Below are 19433 nucleotides of genomic sequence, written 5' to 3'. Positions count from 1 at the left end.
GTGGCCCGCTACCTCAGCCGTAAAGTTCCCGCCACAACACCTTACCGCCACTGCTGGCGGCAATCGCTTCCAGTTGCGCTTCGTGCGCGGCGATTTCGGCCTCGCTCACCCCGGTAACCGGCAATGGCTGGCGCCCGCTTGCCAGGCGTCGAATACCCTCGCCGCTACGGCCACCGCCTTCGCCATCGCCGTCCTGGTCTGACAGGGCAAAGGTGGTTTGCCCGCCGGTCATGGCCAGGTACACGTCCGCCAGGATTTCGGCATCGAGCAATGCGCCGTGCAGGTCCCGCTGGGAGTTGTCTACCATGTAGCGGGTACACAGGGCGTCCAGGGTGTTGCGCTGGCCGGGGTGTTTCTTGCGCGCCATGGTGAGGCTGTCGACCACGGTACAGACCGTATCGACATCCGGCAGGCTGCCGTCGAGGCGCTGCAACTCGGCGTTGAGGAAGCCGATATCGAAGGCCGCGTTGTGGATCACCAGCTCCGCACCGGTGACGAACTCCATGAATTCCTCTGCAATCCGCGCGAAGACCGGCTTGTCCTTGAGGAACTCGTTGGTAATGCCGTGGACTTCGATTGCGCCCTGGTCCACTTCCCGTTCGGGGTTGATGTACTGGTGGTAGTGGTTGCCGGTCAGGCGCCGGTTCACCAGTTCCACGCAGCCGATTTCGATAATCCGGTGACCCTGGCTGGCTTCCAGGCCGGTGGTCTCGGTATCCAGTACGATTTGTCTCATGCTTTCATCTCGTCAATGCCGCGATTGGCCAGTTGGTCGGCTATCTCGTTCTCCCGGTGGCCACTGTGCCCCTTCACCCAGTGCCATTTGACCTGGTGACGCTGGTTCTGCTCGTCCAGGTCTCGCCACAGGTCTTCGTTTTTCACTGGTTTGCGCGCCGCAGTCTTCCAGTTTTTGGCCTTCCAGTTCGCCAGCCACTTGGTGATGCCGTCGCGTACATAGACGGAGTCCGTGGTGAGGGTGACGGTACAGGGCTCCTTGAGTGCCCGCAGGCCCTCGATGGCAGCAGTGAGTTCCATCCGGTTGTTGGTGGTGGCGGGTTCACCGCCATAGAGTTCTTTCTCACGTCCCTGGAAGCGCAACAAGGCGCCCCAGCCGCCGGGCCCCGGGTTTCCCCGGCAGGCGCCGTCGGTAAAAATTTCTACAGCTTTCAAGCAGCGGTGTCTCCTTTGGATCTCGGTGTGGCGGCGGGACGCGGCGTCGGTGCGGGTTTCGGTACGGCGAGGTCGATAAGACGGGCACTGCGAGCACGCTGCAGCGGGCGCACCTGCCCGGCCACCTGCTTCATTGCGTGCACGACGTAGACGCCGCCAACCGGGAGTCCGTGACGGGTGCTCCAGGCATTGCAACGTTCGATGGTGTCACGCAGGCGGCCCTTTCCCAGCGGGGCCAGGGCATAGCAGTGCTGGACGTTTTCCACCTCCAGCCCCAGCAGGCTGAGCCAGTCGTTCAGGCGCCAGGTCGTCAGGCTGCGGCGGCTGCGCCACAGGGGGGAGCCACTGCGGGCCCGAATCGCCATGCCCAGCCCCGGCAGGCTGACCGGATTGAAGCCCACGATAAACAGGTGCCCCTGGGGCGTCAGTACCCGGTGCATCTCGCGCAGCGCCTGATGCGGGTTGTCACAGAATTCCAGGCTGTGAAAGGCAATCAGCACATCGACGCTGTCACTGGCCAGGGGCAGTTCATCGGCGTCTGCCCGCAGCCCGACACTGGGTCCTTCCTCGCTGGCGATGTAAATCCGGTGGCGTATGGGGCTGCTGTCGAACAGCGGGTGGCAGCCGGTCACGGCCACCTGGGCGAGGTGGTAGCCAAAAGCAGTGTCCAGCTCGCCTGCCAGCCTCGCCTCGAGGCACGCCAGCAGGTACTGCCCCTTGGGCGTCCGGTACCAGGTTTCCAGTTCAGTCAAAATCTCGTTAAACTCTTTCCCCGATGCGCGGTCATAAGCCTGGCGCATGAGGCCCCGGCGGGGTGCGTACAGTGCGTCCATAGTACTGGATTTTCAGCTCAATTGAACGGTGCACCATGCTTTCAATTTCGCCCATCCCGGCGTTCAACGACAATTACATCTGGCTCCTCGACAACGGCTCCGAAGCCGTCGTGGTAGACCCCGGTGACGCCGCCCCGGTACAGCAAGTGCTGGCCGAACGCGGACTTACCCTGGCGGGAATTCTCATCACCCACCACCACTTTGATCACGTGGGTGGGCTGCCGGCGCTGCTCGCCGGGCGCGACATCCCGGTCTGGGGACCGCGTAACCCCACGGTTGAACAGATCACCCGGCGCCTCGGTGCGGGCGACGAAATCACCGTGCTGGGCGCACCCTTCCGGGTGCTCGAAGTGCCCGGACACACCCTGGACCACATTGCCTATTTTCACGACGGCGAGGCCACGGGCCAGCCGGTGCTGTTCTGCGGTGACACCCTGTTCGCCGGAGGCTGCGGCCGCTTGTTCGAGGGCACCCCGGAGATGATGCACGCATCCCTGCAGCGCCTGGCTTCCCTGCCGGCAGCTACCCTGGTGTACTGCGCCCACGAATACACCCTGGCCAACCTGGCCTTCGCCCGCGCCGTCGAACCGGATAACCAGGCCCTGCTGGAGCGGCAACAGGCGGCTGAAGCCAGCCGCGAGGCGGGAGTCCCTACGGTTCCCTCGGAACTGCGGACCGAGCTGTCCACGAATCCCTTTATGCGCTGTGAAAGCGCAGGCCTGCAGGAATCCCTGCGCCGGCAGGGACGCCTGGAAGAAACCGCCCCCGCGGCGGTTTTTGCGACAGTGCGAGCCTGGAAAGACAACTTCTAGAAAAGTAGAAAACATTTGAATTTCAATACGATACCAAGACTATCTGCGGTAGTTTGTAGCTTGGCCCTGGCGGCTGGCTGTCAGACGCTGCCACCGGAAACCGTTGCCGGCAAGGGTGGCACGCCCCCGGAACAGCAGGTAACCCCCCCGGCCAAGAAGAAAAAGCCCAGCCTGGCCAAGCGAGGCAAGGCCCCCGACGTCGCGCCGCCAGTGGAGGAGCCGGTCACCGACCTGTGGCTGCGCCTGGGCGATCAGTTCAGCTGGGAGCACCCCGAGAATTCCCAGGTCACCCAGGCCAGGGAATCCTTTCTCCGGCAGGACACCTACCTCGACGTGGTGACCGAGCGTTCGGCCCTGTATCTCTACTACATCGCGGGGGAGGTCGAGGCCCGGGGCATGCCTGCGGAGATCGCCCTGCTACCCCTGGTAGAGAGCACCATGGACCCCTTTGCCCGTTCACCGGATCACGCCGTGGGGCTGTGGCAGATCATGCCGGCCACCGGCCGGCACCTGGGCCTCACCAGTAACTGGTGGTATGACGGGCGCAAGGATGTGCGCGCCTCCACCGAAGTGGCCCTGGACTACCTGGAGTCACTGCAGGCGGATTTTGACGGCGACTGGCTACTGGCCCTGGCGGCTTACAACTCCGGCAAGGGCCGGGTCAGCCGCGCCATCAGCCGCAACCAGTCCCAGGGCAAACCCACAGACTACTGGTCGCTGAGCCTGCCGCGGGAAACCCGCCAGTACGTGCCCAAGCTGCTCGCTCTCAGCTCGATCATCAGCGACCCGGAACGCTACGACGTTACCCTGCCCTCCCTGCCTAACGACCCCGCCTTTGTGGTGGCGGATACCGGGGGCCAGATCGAGCTGTCTCGAGCTGCCGAGTTGGCTGGCGTTGATGAAAGCCTGCTGCGGGCACTGAACCCGGGGCAGCTGCGCTGGGCTACTGCGCCCAACCAGCTCCAGGAGCTGCTGCTGCCCCCGGAAGCCGCGCCCCGTTTTGCCGCCGGCGTCGCCGAGCTGGGCGACGAGGACCGGGTCCAGTGGCAGCACTATCGCATCGAGCGCGGCGACAGCCTTATCCGGATTGCACGTAAGTTCAATACCGAAGTCGGCCTGCTGCGGGAAGTGAACAAGGTCCGCGGCAACCTGATCCGCGCCGGTGACACCCTCCTGATACCCCGCGGCAACCAGTGGGCCGGCAGCCTGGCGCTGCGGGGTGGGGCCACTCCGCGCAGCCATGACTACCGGGTTCGCCAGGGCGATTCCCTGTACCGGATTGCCGGGCGCTTCAAGGTCTCCATCGCCGACATCATCAGCTGGAACTCGCTCGATCCAGGCGCCTACCTGCAACCCGGCCAGCAACTGACCCTCTATCTCAGCGACGAGAGCGGATGAACGTGGATGAGTGCGGCTGACACCCGCTTTTCTACCCCCTTCGGTGAACCGGAGCTGAGACGCTACCCGGCTCGGCCTAAGGAGACTCTGCAGGCCTGGTGCAGCGCTGACAGCCTGTTGCTGGAGGCCGTTGCCGAACGCTATGGTGAGTCGCCCCCTGACGGGGTGCTGGTGGTCAACGACGATCACGGTGCCCTCGCCCTGTCCCTCGCCGCCTCGGCAGTGTGGACCGACTCCGCCATGAGCAGACTGGCACTTGAAGAGAACTGCCAGCACAACGGGCGGCCACTGCCAACGCTGTACTGGAGTACCGACGATGCCCCCGTAGCAAATCTGGTGGTGATGCGGGTCCCGAAACAACTCGCTTTCTTTGAATTCCAGCTGGCCCGGCTTGCTGCATGTATGCCCGCGGGCACCCCGGTGCTGGTGGCGGGAATGGACAAACACCTCTCTCCCCACACCGCCGGACTGATGGAACGCTACCTTGGCCCCACCGAGCGGCACCGCGGCCAGCGCAAGGCGCGCCTGTTCACCGCGACAGCCAGTGGAGCAGGTTCAGCGAGTGTGCAAGCACCGGACCCGTGGAGCAGCTATTTCTGCCAGCCCCTGGGTGGCGAACTGCGCGCCCTGCCCAATGTGTTCAGCCGCGATCGGCTCGATGGTGGCAGCGCCCTGCTACTGGAGACCCTGTCCAGCCTCGAACATGTGCAGCGGGTGACTGACCTGGCCTGCGGCAACGGCGTGCTGGGCCTTGCCGCCCTGTCGTCCGGGTTGGCCGACCGGGTCCTGTTCTGCGATGAATCGGCCATGGCCGTAGCCTCGACACGGGACAACCTCCGCCGCCTGCTTCCGCACCGAGTCGAGGACGCGGAGTTCCACCATGGCGACGGCCTGCGTGACTATTTCGGAGAGCAAGCCGACCTGGTGCTCTGCAACCCACCTTTCCACCTGCAACACACGGTGGACGATTACGCCGGCCGCCGCCTGTTAGCCCACGCCGCCCGGCATCTTGGGAGCGCCGGTCAGTTGTGCCTGGTGGCCAACCGGCACCTGCGCTACAAACCGGCCCTGCTGCGCAGTTTTGCCGCAGTGAAAATACTGGGCAGCGACCAGCGCTTTACCGTGTGGCTGGCCAGCAGCCCTCGTACCAGCTAGCTCCGCAGTCCTGGCGCGTCGGCGTCACCCCACCCTCGCCGCCAGCAGTTCATCCACCAGCAGGCCCAGTTGATCGGTGGCACAGCCGGTGTAGTGGTGGTGAAAGTAGCCGGCGACGTCACTGAATTCACGGTTGACCTCCACGGTAGTCGCCCCCGTAGCCCGGGCCAGCTGAACGAATCCGGCAGCGGGATAAACGGCCCCGGAGGTACCTACGGCAACAAAGAGATCGCAGCCGTGCAGATGGGCCTCGATACTGTCCATGTGATGGGGCATCTCCCCGAACCACACGATGTCGGGTCGCAGCCCGCCGCTCTTCCCGCAATGAGGGCACGCTGTGCTGGCGTCGAAAATGGGCGGGGCCGGCTGCCGCTGCCCGCAGTGCTGGCACAGCATGGAACGCAATTCGCCGTGCATGTGGCAGACCTGCTCGCTGCCACCGCGCTCGTGGAGGTCGTCCACGTTCTGGGTGACCAGGAAGACCTTGTCGCCCAGCGCCTGCTGCAGCCGCGCGAGTGCACAGTGGGCGCTGTTGGCCTGTACCTCTTCCAGTTGCTGGCGCCGGGCATTGTAGAAGCGGTAGACCAGGTCCGGATCACGGGCAAAGGCCTCCGGTGTGGCGATATCCATGGGGTCGTGATTTTCCCAGAGTCCATCAGCGTCGCGGAAGGTGGAAAGTCCCGATGCGGCAGAAATTCCGGCACCGGTGAGTATGACAATTTGGTCAATGGCGCGTTGCCGGTAGTAGAGCATGGGCTGAATGGTCCGGGTGACAGGCGGAGGTATTACAGTAGCGGCTGCAGTACCCAGTGAACAGCTCTAAAAGCGAGCTATAAAAGCACGCTACAAAAACAAAGGGAGCGAAATCCGTGAAGTTTGTCCTGTCGACCTCATTCAGTACCGTTGCCCACCTGACCGCCCTCGCCCCGGTGGCGGATCAGTGCGGCTGGTACGCCATGTCATTTTCCGACCACGTGGTGAATCCGGAGCAGATCAACAATCCCTACCCCTATACCGAGGACGGCAGCCGCCGCTGGCAACCCTTCACCGACTGGCCCGATCCCTGGGTTACCATCGGCGCCCTGGCCGCCATTACTGAACGCCTGTGCTTTACCAACAACATTTTCGTGTTGCCGATGCGCAACCCCTTCCTGGTCGCGAAGGCAATCAGTACCGCGGCGATTATCAGCAATAACCGGGTGATTCCGGCGTTCGGCGTCGGTTGGTCCCAGGACGAGTTCGCCCTGTTACAGCAGGACTTCCGCAGCCGGGGCAAACGCACCGATGAGATGCTGGAGATCATGCGCCTGTTGTGGACCGGGGAAATGGTGGAGTACCACGGCCAGCACTACGACTTCGAGCGACTGGAAATGAATCCGGCGCCGTCGGCGCGTATCCCCATCTGGATTGGCGGCATCTCCGACCCCGCCATGCGTCGCGCCGCCCGGCTGGCCGACGGCTGGGTCACCGACCTGCAGACCTCGGACGAAATCATCGACTGTATCGGCAGGATCAAGGCCTGGCGACGGGAGGCCGGGCGCGACAACGAACCCTTCGAAGTGATGGCAACCCCGTCCGACGCCTGGGACGTGGACGGTTACCGCCGCCTGCAGGACGCCGGTGTGACCCACATTCTCACCATGCCCTGGGCCTTCTATCACGGTGAGACCGAGGACCTGCAGCTCAAACAGGATGGCATCCGTCGCTTTGCCGACGATGTCATTGCCCGGTTCGACACGAACTGAGCTCAGCGGCCTGCCTCGAGCTCCATCAATTTGCCCAGCGCAGTGAAATAGAGGGCGCAGCGGACCGGTTCAGGCCCCAGACTGGTGAGCGCTTCCCGGTAACCGGAGAGCTGCTCCAGGTAGCGTTCTGCCTCCTCCTGGTAAAACTGCTCTGCACTCATCCCGGGGCCAGGAACGCTGGATTTGTAATCCACGATCCAGCGCTCGCCGGACTGCGCATCGATGAAACTGCGATCGATGACAATGTCGCGAATCTCGCCCTCCCCGTCCACCCGGGTCAGGGGCAGTTCACAGGCGCTGGCCCGGTGATCGCTGCGTAATAACCAGCGGCCAGCACTGTCGTCGGCGAGCGTGGTTACCAGCGCTGACAGCACTCGCTCAATCCCCTTCTCCAGGGCAGGACCCTGCAGGCCCAGGCTGGCAAGCGCCCAGCGACTGAAAGCTTCCTGCTCGCCTCCCGGGCCCGCCGGCAGCGGCGATTGGCTGGCCAGCTGCTCGAGATTCTGGTGAATGACAGTCCCCACGTAGCGGTCGAGTTGGTTACGCGCTGCCAGTGGCACATTGGCGCCTGGGGGCTGGGGTGGCCGGGTGACCGCCGGGGCGCCAGCGGGCAGTGCGCGCAGTCGCCGCAGATTCGGCAGCATTGGCTGTTCGTTACTGGTTTCGTTCCCGGCGCTGGTTGCCTCGATTACCTGGGCCTGGTCAGCCACCGCAGGCCAGATGGCGGCCAGCAGGCTCTGGCTGCCGGGCGGTTTGACCCCGCCGCTCCGGCTGTCCTCATTCAGGGTGGCCGTGAGCACCAGGCGCTGAACGGCCCGGGTGGCGCCCACGTACAACAGACGGGTATTTTCCAGCAGGCGCTTGCGCTTGCGCTGGCTGGCCAGGTAATTGTACAGGCCGGGCTCCCCGCTTTCGCTGTGATCGTCCGCCGCCAGCAGGAAACCGCTGTCGCCTCCAGCTGTGCTGACTTCGTCCCAGAGGAACAGGGCCCGGTCATCACCTGCGGTACCGCGGCCAAGGGCGGGTATAAACACGTGATCGAACTCCAGACCCTTGGCCTTGTGCAGGGTCATGATCTGGACGCGGGCGTCGGCACCGCCGGCATCGGCATACAATCGGTCCAGTTGGGTTGCCAACCAGCGGACATCGAGAACCCTGCCCTCCAGTTCGCCCTGTTCCAGCAGTTCAAAAAATCGCTCGGCATCGCTGAGGGTCTGGGCGGCGCTCACTGTGGCAGGCCCACCCAACCGCAGCCAGAGCAGTTCGACCCAGGCTCGCTGGGACAGGCGGTCGCGTTGGGACTCGGCCCACAACAGGGCGCCGCTGAAGCGCTCCAGCAAGCCTCTTGCCGTCGCTGACAGCGCCTCCGATTGAGCGCCGGCTACGGCGCAGGCGAGAAGGTCCGCGTGTTCGTCGACTACATCGGCGCGCAGCAATGCATGCAGGTCGGACAGCGCCAGGCCACAAAGCGGACTGCGCAGCAGGGCCGCCCAGGCGACGCGATCGGCGCGATTGGCCAGCGCCCGCACCAGGCTCATCAGGTCGAGAATCACGGGCGACCGGGACAGGCGATCCATATCCTGGGCGGCAAAGGCGATGCCCCGCTCCCGCAGGCCGCTGACAAAGGCCTGCAGTTGTGGGCGGCTGCGCCCCAGCACGGCGATACTGCCCTCGCCGTCCGCAGCCAGTGCGGCAGCGACGCTCTCGCAGACAAACTCGACTTCGGCCGCAGCGGCAGCGTCTCCGTGAAATACTGCGACGCTCACCGCTTCTGCCTGCCCGGCAGGCTTTACCGCGTGGGCCTCACTGAAACTCACTTCGCCGCGGCTGATGTTGTCTTCTGACGGGAACACCTCGGCGAAGGTGTCGTTGACCCAGCGAACGATGCCTTCCTCGGAGCGGAAGTTGGCGCGCAACTCCAGGTATTGCGGCAGGACCCCGTTGAAGCCGTGGTCCCGGGCCTGCAGGAACAGGCCCACATTGGCATCCCGAAAACCATAGATTGACTGCATACCATCGCCGACGATGAGAAACGTGCGCGGCCGCTCCGGGGTGGCGGCGTTGTGTTCGGCCCAGCCCCGGGTCAGGCGCTGCAGTAACCTGTACTGGTTGATGGCGGTGTCCTGGAATTCGTCCACCAGGATGTGCTCGATACGGTAGTCCAGGCGCAGGGCGAGGTCGGTGGGGGCGTCGTCGTCTCCCAGCGCCTGCAGCGCCGATTGCGCCACCTGGGTGTGATCCACCTGACCGTGTTGCTGGAACACCAGGATCAACTGAGCGGCGAGCACCGGCAGGACATGGGTGAGGTGCACCACCAGTCGCCAGCTGTCGCTGTCCTCTCCCGGGGTGGGCATCAGGGCGACGTCGAGCAGGGCTTCGCGCAGGCTGTCGTCTTCGGCCAGGGCCTCCAGCACACCCTGTATCCGCGCCTTCATCTCCGCTGCCTGCCCGCTGCCGCTGGGGAAGCCGTTGCGCTTGTCCACCCGCTTGCGCCACTGCTTGCCATCGGCAGTCAGCAGCAGTTTGCGCAGGCCCTGCCACAGCGGCAGGTCCTCGAGCCGGGTCCCCGCGGCGCCTGCCGGTTCTTTATCACCCAGCTGGGATGCGGCAAAACACTGCAGCTCATAGAGCTCACCGACAAAGCTGCCCATACGCTGATGCAAGGCCGCCAGCGCGTCCTCGACCACCGCCTGCAGCAGTTGGTGCAACAGTTGTTCCGCTGCGGCCGGGTCGGCCCTGACCCCGAGATAGGTCAGCCACTGCTCCCGGCGGGCCAGCAGGCTCTGCAACAGGTCACTGAGCCGGTCCCAGTGGTTGTCAAAATGCAGCATCAGGGGCCGCAGGTCTTCCACCACGGGGTGTGAGGTTTCGAGCATGGCGAACAGCGCCGCCACGGCCTCGGCGTAGAGTGGGCCGGCGTCATCCACCGCGCTCACCTGGGCGCCAAAGCTACTGAGCACCGGCATTTGCCGGGTGAGCCCGCTGCAGAAACCGTCTATCGTGCGAATACTGAGCCGGGCCGAGTTGGCCATCAACTCCCAGTGCCCCGCGGCATCGCGTTCCAGCGCAGCCAGCGCCAGTTCCCGGGTCCGCTGCTGATGCGCACTGGTGATGGGCGTTTGTGCCGCCGCGTCGTTGAGGGCCTGCAATACGCGCTCGCGCATCTCGGCGGCGGCCTTGCGGGTGAAGGTAATGGCCAGCACCTGCTCCGGACGCTCCACCCGGGCCAGCAGGGCGAGGAAGCGCTGAATCAGTAATTCTGTCTTGCCGGAACCCGCCGGGGCGCTGACACAGAAACTGGACAGCGGGTCGAGGGCGGTTTCCCGCTCACGGGCATCGATAACCGTCACGATGCGCCCTCCTCATCTGCCGAAGCCGGCGCGCTATGATCAACCTCCACCCGGCACAGGGCCTGCAGGCCGCACCAGGTACAACTGTTGGCGTTGAGCGGGTCTACTTCTGCCCTACCCCGGATAAAACTGTCGGCGAGGTCTTGTAGATTATTGCGCCAGGCCGCGAGCAGGTCTTCCCAGGCATCGACCTCCTCCTTGCCGCGGGTGGCCCTGGCGATATCGGTGTTGACGCCCGGCGCCACCGCCCGCGCACCGAGCCCCTTGTAGGTGCATTTGCGCGCCCGCACCTGGGCGAAGGCCAGGGCCTCCACCGGGGACTCGCTGGCCAGGCTGTACAGGGGCAGCTGTGGCAATGCCGGACGCTCCCCCAGCCAGCTGCGCGGTTCACAGTTGCCGGACTTGTAGTCGATGATGGTGACACCCTCCGCACCGGCGCTGCGGTCAATCCGGTCCACCTGCAGGTGCAGTGGCAGCGCTCCGAGATCGAGATCGACACGCTGCTCCCGGGCCACCACCACAAAATCCTCTCGCTGGCGCTCTACCGCAAGCCATTGCTGCAGTACTACCGCAAGGTGCCGGGATTCCTGCTCGATACAGGCGTGCCCCACGGCGACCCGTCGGGCGGTCTTGAGAGTCTCGAAGGCACTGCTCACGGCCGCTGCAACCAGCTGCTGTTGGGCGTTCGCATCCAGTGCTGCCAGGTTGGCGGCGTTCTCCAGTTCCTCCCAGATAATATGCAGGGCCCGGTGTAACAGGTTACCCCGTTCGGCGGCGTTCAGCGCCAGGGAGGGTTCCGAGAGAGGCTGCAACCGGAGTCGGCGCCGGGCAAAAGCCCGGAATGGACAGTGGGACTGGTCCTCGACCAGGGCACTGCCGCCGCGAATGGTCGCGAGCTCCGCCGCGTCGACCGCAGGGGCGAGTTGATCCTCACACTCTTCGATGTCGCGCGCCTGCCACTGGCGCTGCCAGTTGGCAGGCGGCCCGGCGGTCACTGAGCGATCCTCCCACGCAAAGTCATCCAGCAGGGCGCTGGGCAATTCCGGCGCGCCGTCCACGCTCTGGCTATAGCTGGCGTGGAGCATCCGGCAATGGCTGCGGTACTGGCTCAACAGGTTGCGGGCGTAGCTCCACTCCCGCTCGGCGCTGGCGTGGGGCATGCCAAGCCGCCGCTGCAGGGCGACCGGGATAAAGGGGTTGGGCCTGGCCGGAGCCGGCCACTGGCTGGCCTGCAGGCCGCAGAGCCAGAGGTGGTCGAATTGCAGCCCGGCCGCCTCCAGCGGGCCCAGCACCTGCACCCGACTGTCGGCGGTACGCGGCTGGAAACTCGCATCCTGGGCGCAGCGTCGCAACAGGTTGAGCGCGCCGGACTGGTCCAGCGACGGGCACACCGCATCGTAGGCCATCAGTTGCTCCAGCAGCCCATGCCACTGCTCTACCTGCTGATATTCCAGCGAATCCAGGCTGCGCTCGCCGGGCCAGCCCCACAGGGCCAGTTGGGCGTGAAAGCGCTCGGCCCACACCGAGGGCGCCGCGGCCTCGTGCAGCTCCCGCCAGGTGGAGATTTCCAGCAGCATCTCTCCGAGTCGCAGGTCCGCCGCCAGCGAGCGCAGGGCGCCGCCGTCCACCTGTTCGCGCCCGTGGTCGTGGAGTTTGCGAATGAAATCGAGTGCCAGCGGGCTGTGTCGATCCGGCAACTGCAGAAACGGTGAGCGCAGCAGCGCCAGTGCGCTCTCGAGTGGTACTTGCCGGCCCCCGGCTTCGAGTGCGGCCAGCGCATCCCGCACTACCGGTACCTCCGCCAATGCCCAACCGGTGGAAAAGTTGACGGGAAGGGTTCCGTAGTCGGTATCGAGACAGCCGAATTCCCGTCGCAGCAGGTATTCCAGACGCTGGCGGTCCCCCCGCATATCATCCAGCACCACGCCGATGCTGGCCCGGGGGTCACCATCGAAGGTGGACTTCACCCAGCGGGCAATGGCGGTCAGCTCGCTCTTGCGATCCGGATAGGCAATGGCGTGACGGGCAGCCCCGGGAGGGGGCGGTGGCAACTCTTCAACCACTACGCAATGGGCGGACAGTGCTGACGACAGCAGTGGCGGCACCTCTTCGAATGCAACCAACAGGGCTTTCCTGTCCGCGTGGCCGGCCGCGGGTGTGGCGGCCAACAGGCCGATGACATCCAGCGCCGTCGCGAAGCCGCCCTTTGCCAGGGCCTTGTCGAAGGCAACGTGCCAGCGCAGGTAGGCGGAGCAATCGGCGTCCAGCGCAAACTCCGCGGCAGCGGTACCATTGGGCGCGACCTCCCAGCGCAGCAGATTGTCCCGTGCCTGCTGGGCCTGGCGGGCCGCCGCGTCGGTTCGCAGCAGGTGATAGCCGGTCCGACGCTGGTCCTCGTCGATGATCTGCTGCCAGAGCGCCAGTGCGGCACCGCCGTCGAGGAGGATGCGGCGCAGCACCGGTTCAGCGTTACAGCGTTGCTGCCACAAGGACTGCAGCCAGCCCTCGAGGGAGTGCACCGGCAGGGGCTGCCAGGCCCGCAGTCCTGCGGCCTGCTGCCGCTGGTCCCATTCGGCCTTGATGCGCCGGGCCAGGCGCAGGTTCGGGGTGAGCAGAGTAAAGCCCTGTTCGATCCAGGGCAGCAGTGGTGTGAGGTCGTAGCGGGAGCCGGTCGTTTCGGGCGCCAACGGTGTTCCTCCATGAAGGGGCGGACTTGAGCGGGTGGATTCCGGGGCATCCTACCCAAAAACCGCAGCCTGCTATAGAATGTCGCGCCCTCCTTCGGGCGAATGGCTCACCTGATGTACCCATCCTGCAAGCCACGGTCCCGGCGCGAGAGGCACACACTCTAGCAGGTAAGCAGTAATGAGCAATACGGCCGTACACAATATCAATGTCGCATCCCAGGATGTGCTGGTCACGCCGGAGCAGCTGAAGAATTCCCTGCCGCTCAGTGACAACGCCCACGACACCGTCACCAGCAGCCGCCAGGCTATCTGGGATATTCTCGATCGCAAGGACCCGCGCCTGTTCGTGGTGGTGGGCCCCTGCTCCATCCACGACACCGAAGCGGCCATGGACTATGCCCGCCGCCTGCGGGAACTGACGGAAGAGCTGTCTGATACCCTGTATATCGTGATGCGGGTGTACTTCGAGAAGCCGCGCACCACGGTTGGTTGGAAGGGCCTGATCAACGACCCCTACCTCGACGACTCCTTCAAAATCGAGGAAGGGCTGCAAATCGGCCGCAAGCTGTTGCTGGACATCCTGGAACTGGGGCTGCCGACCTCCACCGAGGCCCTGGACCCGATCTCCCCGCAATACCTGCAGGACGCGATCAGCTGGTCCGCCATCGGCGCCCGCACCACTGAATCCCAGACCCACCGCGAGATGGCCAGCGGCCTGTCCTGCGCCGTCGGCTTCAAAAATGGCACCGACGGCGGCCTGACCGTGGCCACCAATGCCCTCAACTCTGCGGCCAAGCCTCACCGCTTCCTCGGCATCAACCACGAGGGCCAGGTGTCGGTGTACACCACCAAGGGCAACCGCTACGGCCACGTGGTCCTGCGCGGCGGCAGCGCCGGCCCGAACTACGATTCGGTGCACATCAAGTTGTGTGAGGATGCGCTGGAGAAGGCAAAGCTGCCGCGCAATATCATGGTGGACTGCTCTCACGCCAACTCGAACAAGCAGCCTGAACTGCAGCCGCTGGTGGTCGAGGATGTGACTCACCAGATTCTGGAGGGCAACCGCTCTATTGTCGGCCTGATGATCGAGAGCAATCTGAAGGCGGGCAACCAGTCGATCCCGGAGAACCTGGCAGACCTGGAATACGGTGTGTCGGTAACCGATGGCTGTATTGACTGGGATACGACGGCGAATACGCTGCGGGATATGCGGGCGAAGTTGAAGGACGTGTTGCCGGGGCGTAATTCCTAGTACTTTGCGACTCACACGCTATTTGATGCGTGCTTCTTTTGCTCCTTACTCGTTAGCTGGAGCGTTGTAGCAGGCGGGGTGGCGGCTCGCTGCCCCGATAGTCCCTCCGCAAACCGCCAAAAAGCGGACATCCATGTCAGGCTTCTAGGCGTCCGTCCATGGACGCCTAGATTTGCTCCGGGACTATCGGGGCACCAAGCCTTCGGACCTGGCTATTAAGCCCGGCCCACCTCCCCCTCGAATCAGGAAATCTGCGCGGCGAACAGCCCAGAGCGTTTTGTAGAGACAAACAAGTTGCTAACGGGTTTGCCCGGTGGCCGGGAATATCGTCTCAGGCGGAACTGAAGGGTTGGAATGTCGGTGGCCCTGTAGCGAATCTATGCGCACATGGATGTGCGCATAGAAGCCTGACATGGACGTCTGCTTTTTGGCGGTTCGCGGAAGGGCCACCGGCATTCCAAGCCGCCACTGAGCATGAATCGTGTTAAAGCAGTTAGATGAAAGCTACTTAAGCGCTCAACAGAAGAGCTATAACCTGTGTTCGCGGTAGCCTGATTGAACTCACCGATCACATATACGCGTTCGACCGATCAGTGTGGTCGGTCATATCCCGCACACCCGCCAGCATCGGCAACTGCTCCAGCAGCGTCTTCTCGACACCGCCTTTCAACGTCTGGTCCACCATGCCACAACCCTGGCAGCCACCGCCGAATTTCAGGATCGCGTAATTGTCCTCAGTGACCTCCACCAGGCTCACCTCACCACCGTGGGCTGCCAGAGCCGGGTTCACCTCGTTGTACAGCACATAATTGATGCGGTCCTCGAGGGGACTGTTCTCGTCGACACGAGGCAGCTTCGCGTTGGGGGCCTTGATCGTGAGCTGGCCGCCCATGCGGTCCTTGGCGTAGTCCACCAGGGCATCTTCCAGGTAGGGCAGGCTGCGGCCGTCGAACCAGGCAGTGAACTTCTCGAAGGGGTGCTGTTCGTCACCCTCCTCCACATCGCCGTCACGGCAGTAGGCAATGCAGGTTTCCGCCCGGGGGGTGCCGGGCTGGTTGATGAAAACCCTGACGCCGAGGGCGTCTTCCTGCTTGGAGAGCAGCTCGGCGAGGTAGTCCTGGGCAGATTCGGTGATGGTGACCATAGCGTGTTCGGTTCCGGTAAAACGTGATTCCGAGTAAAACGGTCAGGTATTCTAGCACTCTCTCTAGCTATCTTCGAGAAGTCTTTGAATTTGAACGGCCTTGCCACGGTGGTTCTGATAGAATACGCGCCCGCTGGCCGCAAGGCAGCCGGCGCGGGTTAACAACGACAGAGACAGCAGGACGGAACGATGCCCACTGACAAGCCCTCCCCCTCCGCCATCGAGCGGGCCCTGAACGAGCGTATTCTGGTGCTGGACGGCGCTATGGGTACCATGATTCAGGCGCAGGGCTTGACCGAGGCGGACTACCGGGGCGAGCGCTTTGCCGACCACGCCGGTGACCTCAAGGGCAATAACGACCTGCTGTCGCTGACACAGCCGGGGGTTATCAAGCGCCTGCACCGGGAATTCCTCGATGCCGGCGCCGACATCATCGAGACCAACACCTTCAACAGCACCGCCGTGGCCCAGGGCGATTACGACCTCGGCGCACTGGCGGTTGAACTGAACCTGGCCGGCGCCCGCATCGCCCGGGAAGTGGCCGATGAAATGACCGCGGAAACCCCCGACAAGCCCCGCTACGTAGCGGGCGTGCTTGGCCCGACCCCGCGGACCGCCTCCATCTCACCGGATGTCAACGACCCGGGCGCCCGCAACATCCGCTTCGATGAACTGGTGCGCGACTACAGCGAGGCCACCCGGGGCCTGATCGAGGGCGGGGTCGATCTGCTGATGATCGAAACCATCTTCGACACCCTGAATGCCAAGGCGGCGATTTTCGCGGTGCAGGGGGTGTTAGAGGAACTGGGCGTCGAGCTGCCGCTGATGATTTCGGTGACCTTCCCCGACACCAGCGGCCGGGTGCTTTCCGGACAGAGCCCGGAGGCCTTCTGGAATGCCATTGCCCACGCTAACCCCTTGATTGTCGGAAGCAATTGTGGCCGTCGATTCAAAGAGATACGCCCATTTCTTGAAGAACTTTCGAGTGCGGCGGAATGCTACTTCAGCGCCCACCTCAACGCCGGCCTGCCCAATGCCTTCGGCGAATACGATGAAACCCCGGAGGACATGTTCGAGGATTTCCGCGGCTTTGCGGAGCGCGGCATGCTCAACCTGGCGGGTGGCTGTTGCGGCACCACACCGGGCCATATCGCGGCAATCGCCAAGGCCGTCGATGGCCTGGCGCCCCGCCCCCTGCCGCACCCGGCGGCGGCCTGTCGCCTGTCGGGCCTGGAGCCCTTCAACATCACCGCCGACAGCCTGTTCGTGAACGTGGGCGAGCGCTGCAACGTCACCGGTTCCGCCGCCTTCAAGCGCCTGATTCTGGAAGGTGACTACGAGACGGCACTGAACGTCGCACGCACCCAGGTGGAAGACGGCGCCCAGGTCATCGACATCAACATGGACGAAGGCATGCTGGATGCCGAGGAAGCCATGGTGACCTTCCTCAACCTGGTGGCCTCCGAGCCGGACATCTCCCGGGTCCCGATCATGGTGGACTCCTCCAAGTGGGAGGTGATAGAGGCCGGCCTCAAGTGCATCCAGGGCAAACCGGTGGTGAACTCCATCAGCCTCAAGGCCGGGGAAGCCGAGTTCCTGGAACAGGCCCGCCTGTGCCGTCGCTACGGCGCTGCGGTGGTGGTGATGGCCTTCGACGAGGACGGTCAGGCCGACAACCTCGAGCGCCGCAAGCAGATCTGCCGGCGCAGCTACGACCTGCTGGTCAATGACGTCGGCTTCAACCCGAACGACATCATCTTCGACCCCAACATCTTTGCGGTGGCCACGGGCATCGAGGAACACAACAACTACGCCGTCGATTTCATCGAGGGTACCCGCTTTATCAAGGAAAACCTGCCCGGCGCACTGGTGTCCGGCGGCGTTTCCAATGTGTCGTTCTCCTTCCGCGGGAACAACGCGGTGCGCGAGGCGATTCACTCGGTCTTCCTGTTTCACGCGATTCGCGCCGGTATGGACATGGGTATCGTCAACGCCGGCCAGCTGGCGGTCTACGACGAACTGCCCCCGGAACTGCGGGATGCGGTGGAGGACGTCATCCTCAACCGCCGGGAGGACGGCACCGAACGCCTGCTGGACCTGGCCGAGAGATATCGCGACAGCGGTGGCGGTGGTGCGCGCAAGGAAGACCTGAGCTGGCGCGAGGAGCCCGTCGCCAAGCGGATTGAATACGCGCTGGTGAAAGGCATCAATACCTACATCATCGAAGATGCCGAGGAAGCCCGGCAGGCGTTCGACCGCCCTATCGAGGTGATCGAAGGGCCGCTGATGGACGGCATGAACGTGGTCGGCGACCTGTTCGGCGATGGCAAGATGTTCCTGCCCCAGGTGGTGAAGAGTGCCCGGGTGATGAAGCAGGCGGTGGCCTATCTGCAGCCCTACATCGAAGCCGAGAAATCCGACGGTAACCAGAGCAACGGCAAGATCCTCATGGCCACGGTCAAGGGTGACGTACACGACATCGGCAAGAACATCGTCGGTGTGGTCCTGCAGTGCAACAACTTCGAGGTCATCGACCTCGGGGTGATGGTGCACTGCGAGGAGATCCTGCGTGTCGCGAAGGAAGAAAACGTCGACCTGATTGGCCTGTCTGGCCTGATCACGCCGTCGCTGGACGAGATGGTTCATGTCGCCAGCGAAATGCAGCGCGAGGGCTTCCAGGTCCCGCTGATGATCGGCGGTGCCACGACCTCCAAGGCCCACACGGCGGTGAAGATCGAACCGCATTACAAAAATGACCAGGTCGTGTACGTACCCGACGCGTCGCGCAGCGTGTCGGTGGCCACACAATTGCTCGGCGACGGCAAGGCGAAATACGTCGCCGCGCTGAAAGAAGAGTACGACACCGTGCGCGAGCGGGTGGCGAACCGCCAGCCCCGCACCCGCACCCTGCCCTACGCGGAAGCTGCCGCCAATGCGCCGCAGCTCGACTGGGACAACTACACCCCGCCGACGCCCACCTTCACCGGCACCCGGGTGTTCGATGTGCCGATCGAGGCGCTTGTCGAGGTTATCGACTGGACCCCGTTCTTCATTTCCTGGGAACTGGCCGGCAAGTACCCCGCCATCCTCGAGGACGACAAGGTCGGCGCCCAGGCGCGGGACCTGTTTGCCGACGCCCAGGCCATGCTGGGCCGCATCATCGAGGAAAAGTGGCTGGACGCCCGTGCCGCCATCGGCTTCTGGCCCGCCCAGCGCCGCGGCGACGATATCGTGCTGTACAAGGACGAGTCACGGCAGGAGGAACTGGACACCCTCCACCACCTGCGCCAGCAGATGGAAAAGCCCAGTGGCGAGGCCAACTTCTGCCTGTCAGATTACATTGCCCCTGAGGACAGCGGCTGCGCGGACTATGTCGGTGGATTCTGCGTGACCACGGGCCACGGTGTAGCCGAGCGGGTGCAGGCCTACAACGAGGCTCACGACGATTACAACAGCATCCTGTTGCGGGCGCTGGCAGACCGGTTGGCGGAAGCCCTGGCGGAGTACATGCATCGCCGGGTGCGCACCGAACTCTGGGGCTACCAGCCCGACGAAGCGCTGGATAATGAAGCGCTGATCCGCGAGCGCTATCGTGGCATCCGGCCGGCTCCCGGCTATCCCGCCTGCCCCGACCACACGGAGAAGGACACCCTGTTCCGCCTGCTGGACGCGACCGCCAACACCGGGGTCGAACTGTCGGAGAGCTTCGCCATGCTCCCCGCCAGCTCCGTCAGCGGCTGGTACTTTTCTCACCCCGATTCACGTTACTTCGCGGTGGGCAAAATCGGTCGCGACCAGGTGCAAAGCATTGCGGAGCGCAAGGGAGTGGACGAAAGCGAGATGGCGCGCTGGCTGGCGCCAAACCTCAACGCCTGAGAGAGGACACG

At 64.2% G+C, this 19433-nt stretch carries 13 protein-coding genes; 6 read left to right on the top strand and 7 right to left on the bottom strand.

Annotated features, from left to right (window positions below; all coding sequences use genetic code 11):
• Positions 1-13: 13 nt before the first annotated feature.
• Genes dnaQ through FV139_RS08085 form a run of 3 tightly spaced genes read right to left on the bottom strand, consistent with a single transcriptional unit; the run spans position 14 to position 1922 of the window.
• Positions 14-736, bottom strand: a complete 723-nt coding sequence (gene dnaQ, locus FV139_RS08095; protein ID WP_148067869.1) for a DNA polymerase III subunit epsilon — start codon at positions 734-736, stop codon at positions 14-16.
• Positions 733-1170 carry a ribonuclease HI gene (gene rnhA, locus FV139_RS08090; RefSeq protein WP_148067867.1) on the bottom strand — a complete coding sequence of 146 codons (438 nt, stop codon included), beginning with the start codon at positions 1168-1170 and terminating at the stop codon, positions 733-735. The genes dnaQ and rnhA overlap by 4 nt, the downstream gene beginning before the upstream one ends.
• Positions 1167-1922 (bottom strand): class I SAM-dependent methyltransferase, encoded by a 756-nt coding sequence (locus tag FV139_RS08085; RefSeq protein ID WP_187276448.1) that lies wholly within the window; start codon positions 1920-1922, stop codon positions 1167-1169. Before FV139_RS08085 ends, rnhA begins: the two co-directional genes overlap by 4 nt.
• Before the next feature lie 116 nt (positions 1923-2038).
• Here FV139_RS08085 and gloB point away from each other — a divergent pair, with 116 nt between their 5' ends.
• The 3 genes from gloB to FV139_RS08070 are packed head-to-tail and all read left to right on the top strand — an operon-like array spanning position 2039 to position 5368.
• Complete coding sequence (gene gloB, locus FV139_RS08080) at positions 2039-2815, top strand: hydroxyacylglutathione hydrolase (RefSeq protein ID WP_148067864.1); 777 nt, start codon at positions 2039-2041, stop codon at positions 2813-2815.
• Positions 2816-2875: 60 nt separating this feature from the next.
• A complete protein-coding gene (locus FV139_RS08075; protein WP_235898581.1) occupies positions 2876-4213 on the top strand; it encodes a LysM peptidoglycan-binding domain-containing protein in 1338 nt (445 codons plus the stop codon).
• A gap of 6 nt (positions 4214-4219) precedes the next feature.
• On the top strand, positions 4220-5368 hold the full coding sequence (locus FV139_RS08070; RefSeq protein ID WP_148067862.1) for a class I SAM-dependent methyltransferase: 1149 nt from the start codon (positions 4220-4222) through the stop codon (positions 5366-5368).
• A 24-nt stretch (positions 5369-5392) separates the two neighbouring features.
• Here FV139_RS08070 and FV139_RS08065 read toward each other — a convergent pair whose 3' ends face one another.
• Positions 5393-6121, bottom strand: a complete 729-nt coding sequence (locus FV139_RS08065) for an NAD-dependent deacylase (RefSeq protein WP_148067860.1) — start codon at positions 6119-6121, stop codon at positions 5393-5395.
• Positions 6122-6237: 116 nt separating this feature from the next.
• Here FV139_RS08065 and FV139_RS08060 point away from each other — a divergent pair, with 116 nt between their 5' ends.
• A complete protein-coding gene (locus tag FV139_RS08060) occupies positions 6238-7113 on the top strand; it encodes an LLM class F420-dependent oxidoreductase (protein WP_148067858.1) in 876 nt (291 codons plus the stop codon).
• A 2-nt stretch (positions 7114-7115) separates the two neighbouring features.
• Here the strand turns inward: FV139_RS08060 and FV139_RS08055 are convergent, their stop codons facing one another.
• Together FV139_RS08055 and FV139_RS08050 are read right to left on the bottom strand one after the other, a co-directional pair.
• Positions 7116-10463: a UvrD-helicase domain-containing protein gene (locus tag FV139_RS08055; RefSeq protein WP_148067856.1), complete on the bottom strand. Its 3348-nt coding sequence runs from the start codon at positions 10461-10463 to the stop codon at positions 7116-7118.
• Entirely contained in the window at positions 10460-13150 is a 2691-nt protein-coding gene (locus FV139_RS08050) for a PD-(D/E)XK nuclease family protein (RefSeq protein ID WP_148067854.1), read from the bottom strand. Before FV139_RS08050 ends, FV139_RS08055 begins: the two co-directional genes overlap by 4 nt.
• Before the next feature lie 178 nt (positions 13151-13328).
• Between FV139_RS08050 and FV139_RS08045 the strand changes: the two genes are divergently transcribed.
• Positions 13329-14402 (top strand): 3-deoxy-7-phosphoheptulonate synthase, encoded by a 1074-nt coding sequence (locus FV139_RS08045; protein ID WP_148067852.1) that lies wholly within the window; start codon positions 13329-13331, stop codon positions 14400-14402.
• Between the two features lie 568 nt (positions 14403-14970).
• Here FV139_RS08045 and nfuA read toward each other — a convergent pair.
• Positions 14971-15546 carry a Fe-S biogenesis protein NfuA gene (gene nfuA / locus FV139_RS08040; RefSeq protein WP_148067850.1) on the bottom strand — a complete coding sequence of 192 codons (576 nt, stop codon included), beginning with the start codon at positions 15544-15546 and terminating at the stop codon, positions 14971-14973.
• A gap of 189 nt (positions 15547-15735) precedes the next feature.
• Between nfuA and metH the strand changes: the two genes are divergently transcribed.
• A complete protein-coding gene (gene metH / locus FV139_RS08035; RefSeq protein WP_148067848.1) occupies positions 15736-19422 on the top strand; it encodes a methionine synthase in 3687 nt (1228 codons plus the stop codon).
• Positions 19423-19433: the final 11 nt, after the last annotated feature.

Source organism: Parahaliea maris (assembly GCF_008064665.1).
Lineage (GTDB): Bacteria > Pseudomonadota > Gammaproteobacteria > Pseudomonadales > Halieaceae > Parahaliea > Parahaliea maris.
The sequence above is the reverse complement of the archived record's forward strand: the minus strand, read 5'-3'. Positions and strand labels throughout refer to the sequence as shown.